The organism is Streptomyces griseoruber, from assembly GCF_001514205.1.
Lineage (GTDB): Bacteria > Actinomycetota > Actinomycetes > Streptomycetales > Streptomycetaceae > Streptomyces > Streptomyces griseoruber.
This window is the reverse complement of sequence record NZ_KQ948768.1, coordinates 1-18353: the sequence shown is the minus strand read 5'-3', so window position 1 is coordinate 18353 and position 18353 is coordinate 1. Positions and strand designations below refer to the sequence as shown.

At 69.8% G+C, this 18353-nt stretch carries 16 protein-coding genes and 1 pseudogene; 10 read left to right on the top strand and 7 right to left on the bottom strand.

Annotated features, from left to right (window positions below):
* Positions 1–678: 678 nt before the first annotated feature.
* The 7 genes from AQJ64_RS17075 to AQJ64_RS17045 all read left to right on the top strand — a co-directional run bounded on the left by AQJ64_RS17075 (position 679) and on the right by AQJ64_RS17045 (position 7257).
* Entirely contained in the window at positions 679–1575 is an 897-nt protein-coding gene (locus AQJ64_RS17075; protein WP_055634941.1) for a TauD/TfdA dioxygenase family protein, read from the top strand.
* Positions 1575–2465: an ABC transporter permease gene (locus AQJ64_RS17070; RefSeq protein ID WP_055634942.1), complete on the top strand. Its 891-nt coding sequence runs from the start codon at positions 1575–1577 to the stop codon at positions 2463–2465. The genes AQJ64_RS17075 and AQJ64_RS17070 overlap by 1 nt, the downstream gene beginning before the upstream one ends.
* Positions 2462–3202: an ABC transporter ATP-binding protein gene (locus AQJ64_RS17065; protein WP_055634943.1), complete on the top strand. Its 741-nt coding sequence runs from the start codon at positions 2462–2464 to the stop codon at positions 3200–3202. The genes AQJ64_RS17070 and AQJ64_RS17065 overlap by 4 nt, the downstream gene beginning before the upstream one ends.
* Before the next feature lie 59 nt (positions 3203–3261).
* Complete coding sequence (locus tag AQJ64_RS17060) at positions 3262–4314, top strand: aliphatic sulfonate ABC transporter substrate-binding protein (RefSeq protein ID WP_055634944.1); 1053 nt, start codon at positions 3262–3264, stop codon at positions 4312–4314.
* A gap of 78 nt (positions 4315–4392) precedes the next feature.
* A complete protein-coding gene (locus AQJ64_RS17055) occupies positions 4393–5703 on the top strand; it encodes an LLM class flavin-dependent oxidoreductase (RefSeq protein WP_055634954.1) in 1311 nt (436 codons plus the stop codon).
* Positions 5696–6442, top strand: coding sequence for an ABC transporter ATP-binding protein (locus AQJ64_RS17050; RefSeq protein ID WP_206189741.1), 747 nt, complete (start codon positions 5696–5698; stop codon positions 6440–6442). Before AQJ64_RS17055 ends, AQJ64_RS17050 begins: the two co-directional genes overlap by 8 nt.
* A complete protein-coding gene (locus AQJ64_RS17045; protein ID WP_055634946.1) occupies positions 6439–7257 on the top strand; it encodes an ABC transporter permease in 819 nt (272 codons plus the stop codon). The genes AQJ64_RS17050 and AQJ64_RS17045 overlap by 4 nt, the downstream gene beginning before the upstream one ends.
* A 523-nt stretch (positions 7258–7780) precedes the next feature.
* Here AQJ64_RS17045 and AQJ64_RS17040 read toward each other — a convergent pair.
* Complete coding sequence (locus tag AQJ64_RS17040) at positions 7781–8431, bottom strand: response regulator (RefSeq protein ID WP_055634947.1); 651 nt, start codon at positions 8429–8431, stop codon at positions 7781–7783.
* Positions 8428–9582, bottom strand: coding sequence for a sensor histidine kinase (locus tag AQJ64_RS17035; RefSeq protein WP_206189742.1), 1155 nt, complete (start codon positions 9580–9582; stop codon positions 8428–8430). Before AQJ64_RS17035 ends, AQJ64_RS17040 begins: the two co-directional genes overlap by 4 nt.
* A gap of 123 nt (positions 9583–9705) precedes the next feature.
* Here AQJ64_RS17035 and AQJ64_RS17030 point away from each other — a divergent pair, with 123 nt between their 5' ends.
* The gene (locus AQJ64_RS17030) at positions 9706–10431 is read left to right on the top strand and encodes a class I SAM-dependent methyltransferase (protein ID WP_055634948.1); all 726 of its coding nucleotides are present in this window, start codon (positions 9706–9708) and stop codon (positions 10429–10431) included.
* Complete coding sequence (locus tag AQJ64_RS17025; protein WP_055634949.1) at positions 10428–11108, top strand: DedA family protein; 681 nt, start codon at positions 10428–10430, stop codon at positions 11106–11108. The genes AQJ64_RS17030 and AQJ64_RS17025 overlap by 4 nt, the downstream gene beginning before the upstream one ends.
* On the opposite strand, the gene AQJ64_RS50115 is transcribed toward AQJ64_RS17025, so the two are convergent.
* From AQJ64_RS50115 to AQJ64_RS17010, 3 genes and pseudogenes are all read right to left on the bottom strand, one after another.
* Positions 11078–11734 carry a response regulator gene (locus tag AQJ64_RS50115; protein WP_055634956.1) on the bottom strand — a complete coding sequence of 219 codons (657 nt, stop codon included), beginning with the start codon at positions 11732–11734 and terminating at the stop codon, positions 11078–11080. The genes AQJ64_RS17025 and AQJ64_RS50115 overlap by 31 nt on opposite strands.
* Before the next feature lie 96 nt (positions 11735–11830).
* Positions 11831–12547, bottom strand: a pseudogene (locus AQJ64_RS52050) (sensor histidine kinase); the annotation flags it as partial.
* Between the two features lie 1060 nt (positions 12548–13607).
* Positions 13608–13808 carry a response regulator transcription factor gene (locus AQJ64_RS17010; protein ID WP_055634950.1) on the bottom strand — a complete coding sequence of 67 codons (201 nt, stop codon included), beginning with the start codon at positions 13806–13808 and terminating at the stop codon, positions 13608–13610.
* A 267-nt stretch (positions 13809–14075) separates the two neighbouring features.
* Between AQJ64_RS17010 and AQJ64_RS17005 the strand changes: the two genes are divergently transcribed.
* A complete protein-coding gene (locus AQJ64_RS17005) occupies positions 14076–14903 on the top strand; it encodes a hypothetical protein (protein WP_159060296.1) in 828 nt (275 codons plus the stop codon).
* Between the two features lie 56 nt (positions 14904–14959).
* Here the strand turns inward: AQJ64_RS17005 and AQJ64_RS17000 are convergent, their stop codons facing one another.
* Together AQJ64_RS17000 and AQJ64_RS16995 are read right to left on the bottom strand one after the other, a co-directional pair.
* Positions 14960–17770, bottom strand: a complete 2811-nt coding sequence (locus AQJ64_RS17000; RefSeq protein ID WP_063788756.1) for a CHAT domain-containing protein — start codon at positions 17768–17770, stop codon at positions 14960–14962.
* Positions 17771–18028: 258 nt separating this feature from the next.
* On the bottom strand, positions 18029–18211 hold the full coding sequence (locus AQJ64_RS16995; RefSeq protein ID WP_055634953.1) for a hypothetical protein: 183 nt from the start codon (positions 18209–18211) through the stop codon (positions 18029–18031).
* Positions 18212–18353: the final 142 nt, after the last annotated feature.

The window sequence follows — 18353 nt, the reverse complement described above, 5'->3', positions numbered from 1 at the left end:
TGCGGCCGCAGCGGGACAGGCCCGCAAGGCATCCGCAATGTGAGACCTGTTTCGAAACTCATTGACCGACGGGGTGGGCGTCTGCTCAACTCACGTTTCATGACCCCGCGCGTGGATTTGACTCGGAGGCGCCACATCGACCTGGCGCACGTCTCCAGCGCGTTCTGTTGTCGTTGAGCCGGAAAGCGTGTCGCTGATTCGCGAAGCGGCCCTCGGCAGAGGCCGGTGTGCGGCGAAGGCCCACCTCCGGAAGGGGCGGTGCCAAGCCGTCGGCTCAGTGGTGTCTTCCCGAGGAACCGCGGTATCGACCGCTTGACCGCCTTTTTCCCCGCTCCTCTCTTTGCTCCTGCTCTTCCCCTGGGGAGAAGTGCGCGCGTCGCGACTCGGGAGCGGAGAGGGGACGTGCCGTGAGCACCGGGCCGAAGGCCCGTTGTCCAAGTGGCGCGGGCCCGGCGGGATTTCCGCAAGAAACCCTGGACAGCGCGCGCTGACCGGTGCGGTCGCACGACGTCCACCACACAGCTCGACCTTCGTCCGGCACTCCTCGCGTAGTCGTCGGTCCCTCGCATCGCGACCGGACCGTGTACGGCTTCGCGGCCGTTCCTCGCTGCCCATCACCCGTTCACGCCGACTCTCCGTACCTGGCAGTGCGCCCCATTCCTTGAGAGGGACTTCCTCATGCCTCCGTCCATCCGCAAGCTCACAGGCCGCATCGGCGCGGTCGTCGAGGGCGTCGACTTCACGGCACCCCCCGATCCCTCGACGATCACGACGCTCCGTCATGCCCTCAACGAGCACAAGGCGATCGTGTTCGACCACGTCCACCTCGACGACGCCGGTCAGGAGCGCGTTGCCGGGTGGTTCGGCGACCTGACAACCGCCCACCCGAACGTGCCGGCCGTCGACGGTACGACGAACGTGCTCGCCGTGGACAGTGAGACGTCCAAGGCGAACGAATGGCACACGGACGTCACCTTCGTGCTCAACCCGCCGCAGCTCACCACGCTCCGGTCCATCGTGACCACCCCGTACGGGGGCGAGACACTCGTCGCGAACGCTGCCGCTGCCTACCGCGACCTGTCCGAGCCGCTCCGCGCTCTTGCGGACTCGCTGCGTGTCGTGCACACCAACCAGTACGACTACGCGCGCCCTCAGGCCACGACGGCGCGGCGGAAGGAGTACGACCAGGCCTTCGTCTCGACGGCATACGAGACAGAGCACCCTCTGGTGCGGGTGCATCCGCTGACGGGTGAACGCGGCTTGTTCATCGGCGGGTTCGCCAAGCGGATCGTCGGCCTGTCGAGCAGTGAGTCGGCCGATCTGCTGCGCATCCTCCAGTCGTACGTGACCCGTCCGGAGAACATCCTGCGCTGGACCTGGGCTCCCGACCAACTGCTGATCTTCGACAACCGGATCACCCAGCACTACGCGGTGGACAACTACGACGACCACCCGCGGCGCCTCAACCGTGTGACAGTCGCCGGAGATGTGCCGGTCGGCGTCGACGGCCGCCGCAGCGAGCCGCTCGCCGGTGACGCCTCGCACTACACCAAAGTGCTGGAGGTGGCTGCCTGATGACCGAGCTCAGCCTCAAGGTGCCGGCCGTAGGGTCGGCTGCTGAGACGCCGCGCGCGACGGGCGGGCGCGAGGTCTTCCTGCCGCGCGACGCCCGCCGCCAGACGGTGTTCAGCACGCTCCGCGAGCGCCTGCGCTGGCCGCTGGGGATCTACACGACTCCGTTCGTGGTCCTCATCGCCTGGGAGGCCCTCGCCAGGGCCGGAGTGCTGGCGAAGACCTACGCTCCGGCACCGACCTCCATCGTGAAGTCCGCTGTCGACCTGTGGCAACAGGGCGTCCTCGGGCCCGACCTGGCCATCTCGCTGCAACGGGCCGGCATCGGTCTGGCGATCGGTCTGACGGTGGGCATCGTCACCGGGGTGCTCGGCGGGCTGCTGCGCAGCGGCGAGTATCTGTTCAACGGTGTCGTGCAGGTACTGAACACCATCCCGCTGCTGGCGGTGCTGCCGCTGATGATCGTGTGGTTCGGCATCGACGAGCTCACGAAGGTGCTGCTGATCTCCTTCGGCGCAGGCGTTCCGATGTATCTCAACCTGTTCGCCGCGATCCGGGGGGTCGACCAGCGTCTGATCGAGATGACGCGGACGACGGGCGCCGGCACCTGGCGCCTGGTGACCCGTGTCCTGGTGCCCGGAGCCCTGCCCGGGTTCCTGGTCGGCCTCCGCTTCTCCCTCGCCTACAGCGTCCTGGGTCTCGTCGCCGCGGAGACGGTCAACGCCGACAAGGGTCTCGGCTTCCTCATCACTCAAGGGCAGACCTACCTCCAGACCAACCAGGTCTTCGTGGGGCTGGTGATCTACTCGCTCCTCGGTCTGCTCGCCGACCAGTTCGTCCGGGTTCTCGAGCGGGTGCTGCTGCGGTGGCGCCCCAGTTATGAGGCGGCATGAGCGCCACGGTTGCTCCGCACAGCACACGGCCCCGCCGGCAGGCCGGAGCCGTTGCCGAGAAGGTCATCCGCCGGTTCGGGGACCGGGTCGTCCTCGACCACCTGGACCTCACCATCGCCGACGAGGAGCTGGTGGTCCTGCTGGGCCCCTCCGGCTGCGGCAAGAGCACCCTCCTCAGGTTGCTCGCCGGTCTTGACCGGCCCGACGGCGGACGGGTGGAGGTCCCGGCGAAACGCGCGATCGTCTTCCAGGCCGACCGCCTGCTGCCGTGGCAGCGGGTGCTGCGCAATGTCACCCTCGGCCTGCACGGACCGGATGCCGACCGGCGGGCCCGCGACGTGCTCGCCGAGGTCGGACTCGCGGGCCGGGAGAAGGCATGGCCCAAGGAACTCTCCGGCGGCGAGGCCCAGCGGGTGTCACTGGCGCGGGCCCTGGTCTCGGAGCCCGAACTCGTGCTGCTCGACGAACCGTTCGCGGCGCTCGACGCGATCACGCGGCTGCGCATGCACGACCTCGTGCGGGCGCTGCGGAGCAAGCACCACGCGGCGATGCTGCTCGTCACCCACGACGTCGACGAGGCGATCGCGCTGGCCGACCGCGTCGTCGTCATGAGCAACGGACGTATCAGTACCTCCCACCTCGTCGAGCTGTCGGCCGCGGACCGCGAGGCGAGCATCGCGCGGGAGGAACTGCGCTCCGCGCTCCTGGAAGACCTCGGTCTGGCCAACCAGCACTGACTTCCCTCACCGCACCCACTGACTTCTCCCACCACAGCACAGAAAGCACGTGAGAATCCATGTCCAGAAGATCCTCCCGCACAGTCGCCGCCGTCGGCCTGCTTGCTCTGGGGAGCACCCTGGTCGCCTGCGCATCGACGTCGGAGGCCGCCGCGCCCCTGAGCAGCCCCAGCGGATCGGACGCCGGCAACCACCCCGAGTGGAAGAAGTACACCTTCACCATCGGAGACAACGGCGGTGACGGCAGCCAGGAGCTGGCGAAGATCACCGGTGTGTTCGACAACGCGCCCTACAAGGTGAAGTTCGCCCGCTTCACCTACGGCCCGCCGCTCGTGCAGGCGGCCGCGTCCGGCGACATCGACCTCGGCAGCGTCGGCGACGTACCGCCGATCACCGGCGCGGCGAAGGAGTACGGCTTCAAGGTGGTCGCCGTCAACCGCTCACTCACGCCCACCCAGTCGAACGAGAACATCATCGTTCCCAAGGGCTCGACGCTGAAGTCGCTCAAGGACCTCAAGGGCAAGAAGATCGCTGTCCCGCAGGGCAGTTCGGCCCACGGCCTGGCCCTGAACGCGCTCAAGAGCGTGGGCCTCACCCCCAAGGACGTGAAGCTGGTCTTCCTCGACCCGGCGGCCGGCGCCACGGCGTTCAACACCGGCAAGGTGGACGCCTGGTCGATCTGGAACCCCCAGTCGGCGATCGCGGTCAAGAACGGCGCCCGGATCCTGGCGAAGGGTCTCCCGCCGATCGACCAGACCAGCAGTTACTACGTCGCGAGCGGGAGTTCGCTGACCGACAAGACCAAGCGGGCGGCTCTCACCGATGTCCTTCAGCGGCTGGCCCACGAGTTCGCGTGGGCGATCAGGCACGAGGACAAGTACGCGGAGGCGATCGCCAAGGAGGAGGGCATCCCTCTCGACGACGCGAAGGCGTCCCTGAAGGCCTTCGAGACCCGGGTGACCCCCGTGGAGAAGTCGGACATCGAGGCGGAGCAGAAGCTCGCCGACGCCTTCCTGGAGGCGGGTCAGATCACCAAGAAGGTCGACGTCTCGTCGATCACCGACAACCTCCTCCCGGCCGGCTACGACAGCTCGAAGCTGTCGGTCGGCTGAGCCGGCGCACCACGAACGGACTGGAGAGCAGTCGTGAGCGATCAGAGAAGACGCCGGCTCCACCTCAACGCCTTTCTCATGGAAGCCGGCCACCACGAGGCGGCGTGGCGGCTCCCGCGCAGCAACCCGCGGGCGGACTTCGACCTGCGGCACTGGATCGAACTGGCTCAGTTGGCCGAGAGCGCCAGGTTCGACTCGCTGTTCCTCGCGGACGGCCCGGCGATCATCGGCACGGGCGAGTTCCGGCCGCCGGGCCAGCTCGAGCCGCTGACCCTGCTGACCGCGCTGTCGCAGGCGACCAGCAGGATCGGGCTCATCGCGACCGTGTCGTCGACGTACAACGAGCCGTACAACCTCGCCCGTCGCCTCGCGTCGGTCGACCACGTCAGCGGTGGCCGCGCCGGCTGGAACATCGTCACCTCGGCCGGCGCCGACGAGGCGGCCAACTTCGGCCTCGTCAACCGCCCCGACCACGCCGAGCGGTACGCCCGCGCCGACGAGTTCCTGCACCTTGCCAAGGCATTGTGGGACAGCTGGGAGTCGGAGGCCGTCGTCGCCGACAAGACCACGGGGCGCTACGCCGACCCCGCCCGGATCCACAGGCCCGACCACCGGGGCACACACTTCTCGGTGGCCGGACCACTGAACGTCGAGCGTCCGCCACAGGGGTACCCGCTGCTCGTGCAGGCCGGCTCCTCCGAGGACGGCAAGGACTTCGCGGCACGCCACGCCGAGGCGATCTTCACCGCCCACCAGACGTACGAGCGCGCGGCCGACTTCTACGCCGACATCAAGGCCAGGGCGAGGGCCGCGGGGCGTGACCCGGACGGTGTGATCGTGCTGCCGGGGATCGTCCCGTACATCGGGTCGACCGAGGAGGAGGCTCGTGCGCTGGCGAAGGAATTCGACGAGCTGCGCATACCGGAGTACGGACTGCGGCAGCTGGCCGCGGTCTTCGAGACCGAGCCGTCGGTGTTCGAACTCGACGCGCCCCTGCCGGACTTCATCCTCGCGAGACCGAAGCTGGAGGGCTCACAGAGCCGCTCCGACCTGATCATCGAGCTCGCCGTACGCGAAAAACTGACGGTCCGCCAGATCATCTCGCGGCTCGGCGGCGGCCGCGGCCACTTCGAGTTCATCGGCACGCCCGAACAGGTGGCGGACACGATCATCACCTGGTTCGAGGGCGGTGCCGCGGACGGGTTCAACATCATGGCACCCGCCCTGCCGTCCGGCCTGGAAAGCTTCATCGAGCACGTCCTGCCGATCCTGCGCGGCAAGGGCCTGTTCCGCGAGGAGTACGAAGGAACGACCCTTCGCGAGCACTACGGGCTGCCGGTGCCGGCCAACCAGTTCCACCCGGAAGAAACCCATGTGTCCGGTGGCTGACGGCAAGCCGCCGGCTCTGCTCGTCCAGGGGCTCAGCAAGACGTACGGGGACGGCTTCACCGCGGTCGCAGGCCTGGACCTGGAGATCCCCGACGGCGCCTTCTTCGGGTTGCTGGGCCCCAACGGAGCGGGCAAGACCACGCTGATCGGCTCCGTCTGCAACATCGTCCGTCCCACCACCGGCACGCTCACCGTCTTCGGTCACGACCACCGCAGCCGTGCTGCCCGACGGCTGCTGGGCCTGGCCGAGCAGGAGATCAACGTCGACCGGTTCCTGTCGATCCGGCAGATCCTGATCTACCACGCCGGGTACCACGGCATCGGACGGAAGGCGGCCGTCCGGCGCGCGGACGAGTTGCTCGAGGTGTTCCGCCTCGACGGCAAGGCCGCCGCGCGCGCCTACGAGCTGTCCGGGGGCATGCAGCGGCGTCTCGTTCTCGCGCGGGCGCTCATGCACCGCCCCCGCCTGCTCATCCTCGACGAGCCGACCGCCGGCGTCGACGTCGAGTTGCGCTCGGAGATCTGGCGGCTCGTCAAGGGCCTCAACGCGGCGGGCACCACCGTCCTGCTGACAACGCACTACCTGGAGGAGGCGGAGACGTTGTGCGACGAGATCGCGCTGCTGCGCGCAGGCCGGATCGTCGACCGCGGGTCCGCGGCCCTGCTGCGGGACCGGTACGAGGCCCGGGACATCTCCGAGGTCTACGACCGGGTGATCACCGGGGAGGAGGTGGCGTGACGAGCAGCACCGACGCCCCGCCGGCGCTCCCGTCGTCCGACGAGCCCTTCAGGCCCGAACGGTCGCCGTTCGTGTGGCTCTTCGAGCGCGAGGTCCTGCGGTTCCTGACCATCTGGCGCTACAGCGTCCTCGGTCCGGTGCTGTCGACCGTACTGTTCGTCGTCGTCTTCGGGTCGGCTCTCGGACGGCACGTCGACGCGGTCGACGGCGTCTCCTACGGCCGCTTCATCGTGCCCGGCCTCTTCGCCCAGGCGATCGTCAACGTCGGCTTCTTCAACGGGACGACCAGCCTGTTCGAGGCCCGGCGCGACCGGTACATCCACGACGTGTTCGCCAGTCCGCTGCGCTGGTGGGAGATCAACGCGGCACTGGTGAGCGGTGGTGTCGTCAGAGGCGCCGTCGTGGGTGGGGGAGTGCTGGCGGTGGCTCTCCCGCTCACCGGCGGCGGGAGCGTCGCCCGCCCCCTCGTCCTGCTGTTCGGCACGCTCGGTGTGCTCCTGGTCGCCGCACAGGTGGGCGTGATCGCGGGCAGCCTCGCCAGGTCGCTCGACCATGTCTACTCCATGGAGTCGATCGTTCTGCTGCCGCTGGGCTTCCTCGGCGGCGTCTTCTACTCGGTACGGCAGCTGCCCCCGGTCTGGGACGTCCTGAGTCACCTCGACCCGGTGTTCTGGCTGGTCCAGGTCGAGCGGATCGGCCTCCTCGGCCAGGGCGACGTCGGCGCGGGCTGGGCCCTGCTCGTGGTCTGGGCCCTCGCCGCCGTGCTCTCGGCGTGGTCCGCCGCCATGTTCGCCACCGGCCGCCTCAAGCCCTGATCCCTGTCCCGGGAAGGAATCCGGATCCGGGGGGGGGAGCCGGTCGGCCAGGCGGGATGCCAGAAGGAGCTGGGCGGAGAGGTGACGCCCGACCGGCGATGTGAGAGCGGCCAGCGGTGACAGGACATCCTCGTCCGCGGACAGGGAGCCGAGTACGCAGTCGGCGGCGACCGGCACCGCGTCGAACTCGACGCTGCCGCCGGCCGCGAGCCGCTGGCCGAAGGTGTCTACGTCGCCGGCGGTCCGCACGCCGTGGCGTTGCTCTGCCGACCGTCGAGTACGTAGCCTCTGGCTTTCCTGGTCAGGGTCAGAGGTAGTTCTTGAGGGGCGAGACCACCGCCCCAGCACCAGTCCTCCGCTGCGGACCGGTGCGCAACCCGAGCGGCGCGAGCGGCTCGGTGAAGAACCGGGCGCTCCACGACAGGATGCAGTGACAGCCGCCGTGGGCCAGTCCGCGCCGCCTCCCCCGGGCTCCGCGTCGAGGCTGTCGGACCACGCCTTCCGCCTTCCGGGCCTTCGCTCCTCAGGTTGTGAGTCCCGCGTCGCGGGCCAGCAGGGCGGCCTGGACGCGGTTGGTGACTTCCAGCGCGGTCAGGACACGGCTGACGTGGGCCTTGACGGTGCTCTCGCGCATGGCGAGGCGGGCGGCGATGTCGGCGTTGGTGTCGCCGTGGGCCAGCAGGGTGAGCACGTCGCGTTCGCGGGGGGTGAGCCGCTCCAGCCGGGCCTTGGCAGCGGCTGTTTCGGGCTGGTTGGCCGCGTGGTAGCGGTCGATGAGGCGGCGGGCCGCGGTGGGGTGGAGCATGGCCGAGCCGGCGGCCACCAGGTGGACCGCGCGCAGTATTTCGGCGGGGTCGGTGTCCTTGAGCAGGAACCCGTCGGCTCCGGCGGCGAGCGCGTCGTAGACGTACTCGTCGAGGTCGAAGGTGGTGAGGATGATCACCTTCGGCGGGTGGGGGAGGGCTCGCAGGCGGGCGGTGGCGGTGATGCCGTCCATGCGGGGCATGCGTACGTCGACGAGGGCGACGTCGATGCGGTGGGCGGCGGCCTGTTCGACGGCCTTCAGGCCGTCGGAGGCCTGGGCGACGACCTCGATGCCGGGGTCGCCGTCCAGGAGGTCGGCCAGGCCGAGGCGGACCAGGGCGTCGTCGTCGACGATCATGGTGCGGATCATGTGCGGGTGCCGTTCTCTTCGATGCCGGCGGGGTGGGGGATGCGCGCGGCCAGCCGCCAGGCGCCCGCGCCGGCCGGTCCGGAGTTCAGATGCCCGCCGAGGGCGGCGACGCGCTCGCGCAGGCCGACGAGCCCGTACCCGCTGCCGACGGTGTCCGTGCGGGGAGTGCCAGGGGGGTTGGTGACCTCGACGAGGGTGGTGGGCGGCCCGTAGTCGATGCGTACGGTCACCGGAGCGCCGTCGGCGTGCTTGCGGGCGTTGGTCAGTGCTTCCTGGACGATGCGGTACACGGCCAGACGGTGGGTGGTCGGCGCGTCCTCGGGAAGCCCCTCGGTGATCAGCTCGACGTGCTGGCCGGCGGCGCGGGCCTCGTCGGCCAGTTCCCCCACTTCCCTCATCATCGGCGTGAGGGCGGCGCTGTTCGGCGTGGCCTCGGGGTCGCGCAGCACACCGAGAACGTCGCGCAGATCGGTGAGTGCCTCGACGGACGTCGTGCGCAGCAGGCCGAGGCGTTCGGCGACCGGTGCGGGCAGTGCGCCGCTCTTGGTGGCCAGGACACCGGTGTGCAGGGCGATCAGGCTCAGGCGGTGGGCCAGGACGTCGTGCATCTCGGCGGCGATACGGGACCGTTCCGCGATGCGGGCCGCCTCCTCGCGCAGCCGCGCCTCGACGCTCAGGTGCTCGACGTCGGCTGCCAGTGCCAGGAGCAGGCGGCGCCGGCTGCCCAGCCACAGCCCGACGAGCACGGCCAGGACCGGCAGGAGCAGCGTGGACGCGTAGGACTGGCCCGTCCACAGGGAGGTGGGCCGGTAGCCGAGCAGGTTGGCGCCCAGCGCGGCGACGGCACAGCCCACCGCGATGCGCACCCGGCGGTCCACGGCCAGGTCGTACAGGACGACTGCCAGCATGGGCAGCAGCAACGTTCCCCACCATGCCGTGGCCACGGTGACCAGCAACGGCGCAGCGGGCCATCGCAGCCGGGGCACGAGCAGGGCCGCTCCGCACACCAGGACCGTGACCACGACGGGTGCCAGATAGCGTCCTTGGGTCGCCACGTCGTTGAGTACGGCGGCCAGCGCGCACAGGGCCACCAGGGCCCCACGCCCGTAGGCCGCCCATCTGCGGCTTTCTCTGCTGCTCACCTGGGCCATGCTAGGCGGGCCGGTGCGCTGTTCCGTCTGACGATCGATGATGTCCACCCCCTACTTTCGTAGGGGTACGCCGTCGTAGAACGGCGGATCCCATGTCGGGCGCGGCTTTCTAGCGTCGATTCCATGAACGACCGGACCACCTCCCACGACAGCGTCCTCACACATGGCCATGCCGAAAGCTGGATGTTCCTGATCGAAGCGGCCCGTGATCTGCGTACCACCGGCGCCGTAGCCCCCAGTGGCAAGGCCTTGGCCCGCCTGCTCACCGACCCCGTACGGGCTCAGGCGCCCCACCCGCTGGCAGTCCTGGAAGCCGGCGCCGGCACCGGCCCGGTCACGCGGGCCCTGATACCGCAGCTGTCCCGGGGCAGCCGTCTGGACATCGTCGAGGCCAACCCGCGTTTCGCCGCGCGACTGAAGGGTCTCGTCACCGCGCACCCGCACCTGACGGCGACGTCTGCGCAGGTGAACGTGTATCAGGCCTATGTCGAGCAGCTCGACACCGACCAGCGGTACGACGTCATCGTCTCCGGGCTCCCCCTGACCAACTTCACGCCCGTGCAGGTCGAGCGGATCATGGCCCGCTACATGGAACTCCTCCACCCCGGCGGCACCCTGACCTACTTCGCCTATCTCGGCACCCGCAAGGCCCGCGCCCTGACGGCATCGCGGGCCGAAGCCCGCCGCCACGCCGCCGTGGACGAGATCATGGCCACCTACCAGCGCACCTACGCCACGGGCCGCTGGACGGTATGGGCCAACCTTCCGCCCGCCTACGTCTGGCATCTGCGACGCCCCCTCGTCTTCGCGGACAGCCCCGAGCCGCAGTCCGTCGAGGCGCGGCGGTGAACGTGCTCTCCGACCTCATCGGCCATCTCTCGCCGGTCGCGGCGTACACGGTGGTGGCCGCCGCGGTCCTGGCCGAGTCGGTCCTTCTCGTCGGCGCGTTCGTCCCGACGCTGACCCTGCTCCTGACCGCCGGCGCGCTGGCCCGCACCGGCCACATCAGCCTTCTCCCCGTCATCGCCGCCGCGGCCTGCGCCGTGGTGGCGGGTGACTTCCTCGCCCACCGCACCGGCAGGTACCTCGGTGACCGGCTGCGCGCCGGCCACCTGGGCCGCCGCGTTCCGGACGCGGCGTGGGGACGGGCCAAGACGCTGATGACGCGCCACGGCGGCCGAGCGGTCTTTCTGGCACGCTTCCTGCCGGTGGTGCGCACCCTCGCCCCGCACTCCGCGGGTGCCACCCGCCTGCCCTACCGGCGCATCGCCCCGTACAGCGTCGCCGCCGCCTGTATGTGGGCCACAGCCGAAGCAGGGGTCGGCTATGCCGCCGCGACCTCGCTCCAGCGTGTCCTCACGCTGGGCGGCCCCGCCTTCGCCGTCGTGGCTCTGACGGTGCTCGGGGGCGCCCTGCTGTGGCGACGCGGGCGCCGCCACGTTCCTGAGGTCCAGGGACCGGCGCCCGAGCCCGCTGCGGAGCCTCCCGGTCATGTTCAGGCAGGCCTGACGAGGCCGGTGTCGTAGGCGAAGATCACGGCCTGGACCCGGTCCCGGACCCCGATCTTGGTGAGGATGCTGCTCACATGGGACTTGACGGTGGACTCGGCGAGGGAGAGGCGCTCGGCGATCTCGGGGTTGCTCCAGCCGGTCGCGACGGCGGTGAGTACTTCGCGTTCCCGGTTGGTGAGGCGGGCCAGCTGCCGTTGCTGCTCGGGCGTGTGACCCGGCAGGCGGCTGCCGAAGGCGTCGATGAGCTTGCGGGTCAGACCGGGTGAGATGACGGCGTCTCCGGCGGCCACCGCGCGGATGCCGGCGACGAGTTCGTCGGGCATGGCGTCCTTGAGCAGGAACCCGGACGCTCCGGCGCGCAGGGCGTCGTAGGCGTACTCGTCGAGGTCGAAGGTGGTCAGGACGAGGATGCGGGAGCGGCCGCCGGACTCGATGATCCGTCTGGTGGCCTCGATGCCGTCCATGCCGGGCATGCGGACGTCCATGAGGACCACGTCGGCCTTGAGTTCGGCGGCCTTGCGGACGGCTTCGGCGCCGTGGGTGGCTTCGCCGATGAGGGTGAGGTCGGGGTGCTGTTCCAGCAGCATGCTGAAGCCGAGGCGTTGCAGGGCCTGGTCGTCGACGATGAGCACGGTGGTCATGCGCGGGGGGGTGTCCGTTCTGGTCGTGGATGGGGGTCCCGCCGGCCGGGCGAAGCCGAGAGCGGCGGAGGGCGGGGTGGTGAGGAGCCGGGCGTGGACGCTCCAGCCGCCCTCGTGGTTGGGCCCGGCGGTGACCTGGCCCTGGTAGATGGCCGCGCGTTCGCGCATGCCGACCAGACCGTGGTTGCTTCCGGCGCTCCGTTTCCGGGAGCGGGGAGCGCGGAGGGGGCCGCTGTCCTCGACGTCCACATGGACCGTCTCGGAGTCGACGGCCACCCGGACGCTGACGGACGTGTCGGCGGCGGCGTACTTGAGGGTGTTGGTGAGGGCTTCCTGGACGATGCGGTAGACGGCGAGCTGGAGGCCGGGGGCCAGCGCGATGAGGTCGCCGTCGGCGCCGAGGGTGACGCTCGGCCCTGCGGCGCGGACGCGTTCGATCAGCGGGTCGAGGTCCGCGAGCCCGGGCTGGGGTGCGAGCGGAGCATCGTGCGGCCGGCCGTTGTCGTCGCTGATGACGGCGAGGAGTCGGCGCAGTTCGGCGAGCGCGCCGCGGCCGCTGTCGGCGATGATCCGCAGCGTCTCGGCGCCGCGCTGCGGCTTGCTCTCGGTCAGGCCGGCGGCACCGTCGGCGAGGCCGACCATGACGGCGAGGGTGTGTCCGAGGATGTCGTGCATCTCCTTGGAGACACGGGCGCGTTCCTGGGCAACGGCGAGCCGGGCCTGCTGATCCCTGTCCTTCTGCAGGGCGGCGATGACGACATTGACCAGGCGGGCGGCCAGGCCGAGGCCGGCGATGGCCGTCACCGTCACCATCCCGAGCAGCACGACGGGTTCCGGGTTCGTGGCGAACCGCAGCTGACCGTCGTTCCAGAGCATGGTGGCCCAGGCGACCAGTTGAGTCAGGGCGATGGCGACGGCGACGAGCAGTTGGCGCGGTGAGCCGAAGCGGCCGACGTTGAACAGGGCCACGACGCGGGCGACGTCGGCGCTGGCGTCGGCGCCGTGAAGGGAGCCCGCGTAGGCCGTCAGCGCAGCGGTGGCAGCGGTGAGGACGAAGACCAGCATCGGCCTGCGCTCCCGCCACACCAGGGGGACGGCCAGTGCGACGGTGAGAGCCAGCTCTTCGGCGAGCCTGGATTCGCCGGCGGGGCTGAGTACGGACGGCAGGCTCAGGGCGGCGCACAACAGCGGTACGCCCCACCGCCTGACCCGGGGGTGGGCCCGGTCCGCCCACCGCCAGGACGACAGCCGCGCGATGATCGACACCATCACACGCTGCTCAGCATCGTTCGTCAGTGCCTCGGGCAGTTCGGACCGGCCGGGGACGTATCGACCGGGCCGGGAACCCTGTGGGGGCGTGGGGGTCAAGGTCTGTGCCCTTCGCGGTGCAGGCGAGCCGCTCGACGGTCCCGGGGGGTTGGACGGACGAGCGGCGACTGGGGAAGAGCGGTCGGCCGGGGCCGACCGCTCTTCCGTGATCGTACGGCTGACAGCGGCCCGGGGTCTGCGGTCGTCCTGGCCCGGGTGGCACCCGCGCCCCGGAGCCGGGGGCCGGACCCGGGGGGAACGCGGCCGCGGGGTGGGCGGCCTGGTTTTCAGGGCTGCCTTCACGGTCCGCCAGGGCGTCGGTGCCGGGCCGCTGAGGATCGCGGATGTCGAAACGATGAGGCACGAGGTGTCCGCCGGCGGTCGTGAGGGACACGGCGAACGGCTCGGGTCGGTGCGGGACGGTGGCCACGGAGTCTGCTCCCGCCAGGAAGGAGGTCTTTGCGCGGACGGGCCTGACCAGGCCCGGGTTCAACCTAGAAGAGGTATCGCCTGCTGGTACGGCACCGCGGGCGGGAATGCGGCGATGCCGACTAGTACCGGAGTACTAGGGTTCCTCCTCCTCGTGGCGAGGGGGTGGCGTGGGGTGCATGAGGACGACGTCCGGCCGCAGCGCGGTGGCCAAGCGGACCGCCTCGGCTCCGTCGGCCGCCTCACCGATCGGGCTCAGGTCCGGCTCGGAATCCAACAGGAGGCGGTAGCCGGGGCGTTGCAGCTTCTGGTCGTTGACGATGAGCACGGTGGGCATGCTGCCGGGGCTCTTCCTATGTGGGGGCATGCCGGCGACGAGTGCGTCCGGCGGGGCGCGGGTGGATCCGACGGGCCGGTCGCCGGCGGTGGGAAGTCCCCTGTCCCCGGTCGGCGTTCAGTCGCCCATCGCGCGCAGCACGGCGTCGGCCATACCCTGCTCGCCGTGCGCGTTCGGATGGACGGCGGCGGCCGGGCTGCTCGGCTGGAGGCGGGCGCCGAGTTCACCCTTCTCGCACCGGGTGTTCCGCGGCCGCGAGTGGTGACCGTGCGCGAGGTGCGGGCGGAGACCTCGATCGTCGACCCCGTGGCCTGGCAGCCGACAGACAAGGACACGAAGACCGCCCACCCGGTCACTCCGTCGGCGCTTGCCTTCCCGGCCGCAAGAGTGACCGTCACGGGGTCGGCGGACGATGTCCGCCTCGTCAAGGAAGCTGTCGCGGCCTCGTCCCTGCTGACCACCAGCGGGCAGGACCCGGCGTCTGCCGTTCGGGGGCTGGCCCTGTTCGTGGACACGGACGGCGGCTGGGCGCGGGTCTCCGGCGGCGCGGGCCACCCCATCACCCGGCTGCCATTACGGACAGCGGCCGACGCCCGCCACGTTGCGGACTGCTGCGCCCACATCGCCCACTGGCACCAGTTGCACGACCTCACCCATCCGGACAGCTCTCTGTCCTCGATGGTTCGCGTGAGTGTCGAGCCGCTCGTCGGCGGGTTTAAGCCCAGATCGACGGGCGACATCGTCTGCTCGTACACACCGGACGGCGGCGAGCCGCAGGTGCAAGTGCAGATTCACAATCAGTCGGGAAACCGGCTGTGGTGCGTGCTGCTGAACCTGACCGACAGCTACGCGTCCTCCGTCCACCTCTTCGACGGCGACTTCGTCGGCCCCGGGCGCGCGGGCACCGCCCGGCGCGGTGAACCGGTATGGCTGCGCCTGCCCCCGGGACGGGAGATGGTGAGCGGCGCCGCCACCCGCGACGTGCTCAAGGTGGTCGTCGCGGAGAACCCGCTGAACACGGAACCTTTCCGGCCTCCACCGTGTGCTGCGTTTGACAAGGGGGCAGCGGGACATGGGCGGGCCATCCGGCAGTAGGATCGCGCTGTGGGGTACAGCCTCGGTGGAGATCCGCACCGAAGTGCCATGACGGTTCACCACCCGAGATGTGTGAAACCGGCCCATCCCACGAGACCCGATTCCCTGAGCTGGGGCACCCGGCCCTTCATGGCGTCCGGCATGTCGGGGGGCAGCACGGGCGTGGGATCCAGCACCCACGACTGGGCGCTGCGCAGGGCCGCGCCCGGTGTCTGCCCCTCCTGGTTCAGGTAGTGGTGCGTCATGTACATCAGCAGTGACGTCGCGTCGTCGGGGACCGGCCAGAGCGACCCGACGACCGACCGAGCGCCGGCGACCAGGAACGCGGTCGCCATGCTGTACGCCTCATCCCACCCGTGCCCGGACACGTTGGACCGGCATGCGGCCAGCACCACCAACTCCAGCCCCGGGTACCGGGCCGACCCTTCCGTAAGTGCTTCGGCCGACAACCGGCGCTCGTCGGCAAGCCTGAGATACGAGCTGTAGCGCCCGCCCTCCTCCACCGCCCCGTGGCAGGCCAGATGCAGCATTCCGCCCCGCTGCCGTCCGAGCCAGCCCTGCACGGCCGCCGGCGTGGCGGCTCCGGGCCCGAGCAACTCGCCGCCCGGATAGAACTTCTCGAGGATGGCGTCCGCCTCCTCGCCCGCATGCGGAAGGTTCCGCTCCGGATCGCCGACCATGAGCGCCTGGCGCATCCCCGTTGCCGGGCGTTCGGCCACTTCGCACAGCAGGCGGGCCGATGGGATGTACGAGATGTTTGCCTCCTGGCACGCGTACCGCCCAGAGCCCGGCAGCCGCGCCGCGTGCCAGGGCACCGCGCCCAGTTCCGCCATCGGTACCAAGACCAGCGATGGCTCCTGCCCCTGAGGCCCCGGAAGCGCCCTGAGCAGCGGCTCGATCACGGCCTGCCCTGCCCAGTCGCACAACCGTCCCAGCGCCCCAGGATCGTAGGGTGGCGGGACTGAGGACTCCGCGTCCCGCTCTGGGCTCCCGGTGCGGCGATAGGCGACGAGTTCGGGGGCGGCCAGGTCCAGCACGGGCAGCCGCACGGCCCGCACGCCGCCGTCTGGTGTGATCACCAGCGCTGCGCCGGGGTGCTTCTCCGTCTTTGGCAGCAGGTAGACGAGCGCCGTCCGGCCCATGGTGCGCAGCGCACTGCCGATCTGGTCGGGTGTCGGCACATCCAGCATCCGCTTCCAGTACGGGGAGACCTTCAGCGCCTCCAGCGCTCGTCTGCGCAGACGGCTTGACGGAACTGCCGGGCCTGCCGGGCCTGCGCTCGCTGCGGCAAGGGTGGCGCTCCATGGCGTTCCAGGCAGGACATCACCCGCCGTACGCCACTCACCGGCAAGGGCCTGTCCCTGTTCGCCGAGTGCGTCCAGCATCTCCGGCACGGACGTCCACACCGTGGCGGCGTGCAGGGTGAGTCCCCGACCCGCCTCCAGCGCGCGGACGGCGTCAGTAGGCGCATCGGCGCCCAGGCACCAGCCGGCAACAGTGAGGGCCCGCTGCCCGACCCACCGGGCGCTCTCCGCTGCATGGGGCGTACCCGACTGGAGCAGGACGCTCCGCACAGCGCCGGTCACAGCGTCCATTCCAGTACGTCGGGCGGCGTCGAGGTCCGCGCGGCCGGAGGGTCCGCGCGGGAACATCTCACCCCTGGCCCACAGGGCCAGGGCCAAGGTGAAGGACATGTCGGCCCACATCGGATGCTCGCACTGCTCGGACGCCCTCACAGCACGAGTGAGCCAGTCGATCCCAAGGTCGAACCAACCCGGCTGATGACCTTCGCCGAGACCGTCTCGCTCAGCAATCCAGAAGTGACCCCACCCAAGCTGGTAGACGTAAGGGGTCCAGCGCCAATCGTCCGGTTCCAGGAGTTCGATACCTTCACCGAGTAAAGAGAGGGCCTCCCGTGCCCCTGCTGGATCGTCAGTCGCCACCGCGCGAAGCAGACGGGCTACACCCGTCTCACACAACACGGACAGACGCACATACGCGGGGAGCGCCCGTGCCTGGTCCCTCACCGAGTCGGCGGAACGCAGGCAGCGCTCGCCTTCGGTGTCACGCCCCTCGCCCCGTGCGGCACGAAGCCCCTGCAATGTCTCCCAGGCCAACTCGCGCCAAGATTCCATCCGCAGCCGCACCGGCCCATTGAGAGGCGACGCGTCCAGCGCGGTGTCCAGTTCGACCATCCTGGCCCCAAGGGCACCTTCGTCTTCTCTCCTCGATGCCTGCTGCATCCGAAGGAAGGCAATCACCGCATCCAACAGATGATCTGTCTCGGCGCGGGCCGCACGGGTTCCTCGGAGCGCGTTCAACTCCTCGATCGCGGCATCGAAGTCATCCTCGCCGCCGAACAGACCCAGGTGGAGACGCAAGAATGCCCGCACCAGGTCGAGTTCCGGCGTGTCGCCAGACGCAGTTCCACGTGCCCGCTCAACGATATCCAGCTCCGTCTGAAGGGCGGCCGGGTTGCCCATCCCTAAGTGCATGCCACGTGACGCCGAGAAGAGCACAGCGTCTGCCTGCCATTCTGGCTGACCATGACGGAGAACCTCTTCGCAGAGTTCGATGCGCGCGTCTTCATCGGACAGCCTCCCCGCGAACCCCAGGTAGTGCATCATCTTCAGAATGATCGCGGCCTGCCGGCCGGACGAGGGTGTACCTCTGGCGCCTGCCCTGAAATCCGCGCACAGTCTGTTCCATGCCTCGTCCGCGGTGGCACACCCCAGGCCATCCAGAATCACCGAAGCGATACGCACCAAGTCCTCTGGACTGCTCACCCCCTGCTGGGCAGCCAGCCCAACGTCCCGATGAAGCACATACAGGTCGTAGGACTGGTCTTGCGTGTATCTCCTGCGCATCAACACAGCACCCCCGATGAAAAACGCCCAGACCGCAGGCCTCGCGATTCCCGCTTTGGAGCATTGTGCGCCTCTTCGAGGCGCTCCGGGGGCCGAACAGAATTTTCACTCCCTCTCGCATCAATCGAACCAGCATGCGCCCAAGGCCCACGTTCGATAGCTCTTTCGATTGACGCACCGTCATCCAAGTGCAGCGCATTGGATTGCGCCTCGCGGCCCGTGCTGTCACGGAGAACGGAGGTTGTTGATCTGAAGTTCCTATTTGATTTTCCGGAGGGTCGCGAGGTAGTCGGCCCAGCTGTCCCGGGCGAGCGCCGCCCACTGGTTCGCGGTGTTCCTGTGGACACCGAAAAGATCGCTGATGACGATCGGCGGTAGTTCCCCGGCCATGCCGAACAGGGCCGTGTTGCTGGCGGCGATGATGGGCAGACCGTGTCTCATGAGTTGTCCGGACAGTGAGCTCTTTCAGAGTGGCCACTGATCGGGTGACGGGCCGGCGTCCCGCAACGCACGAGGCTCCCGTGCCGTTGAGAGAGGTGTTCGACGTCTCAACTCATCAGTGCAGGAGCCTCGTTGGTTCCCC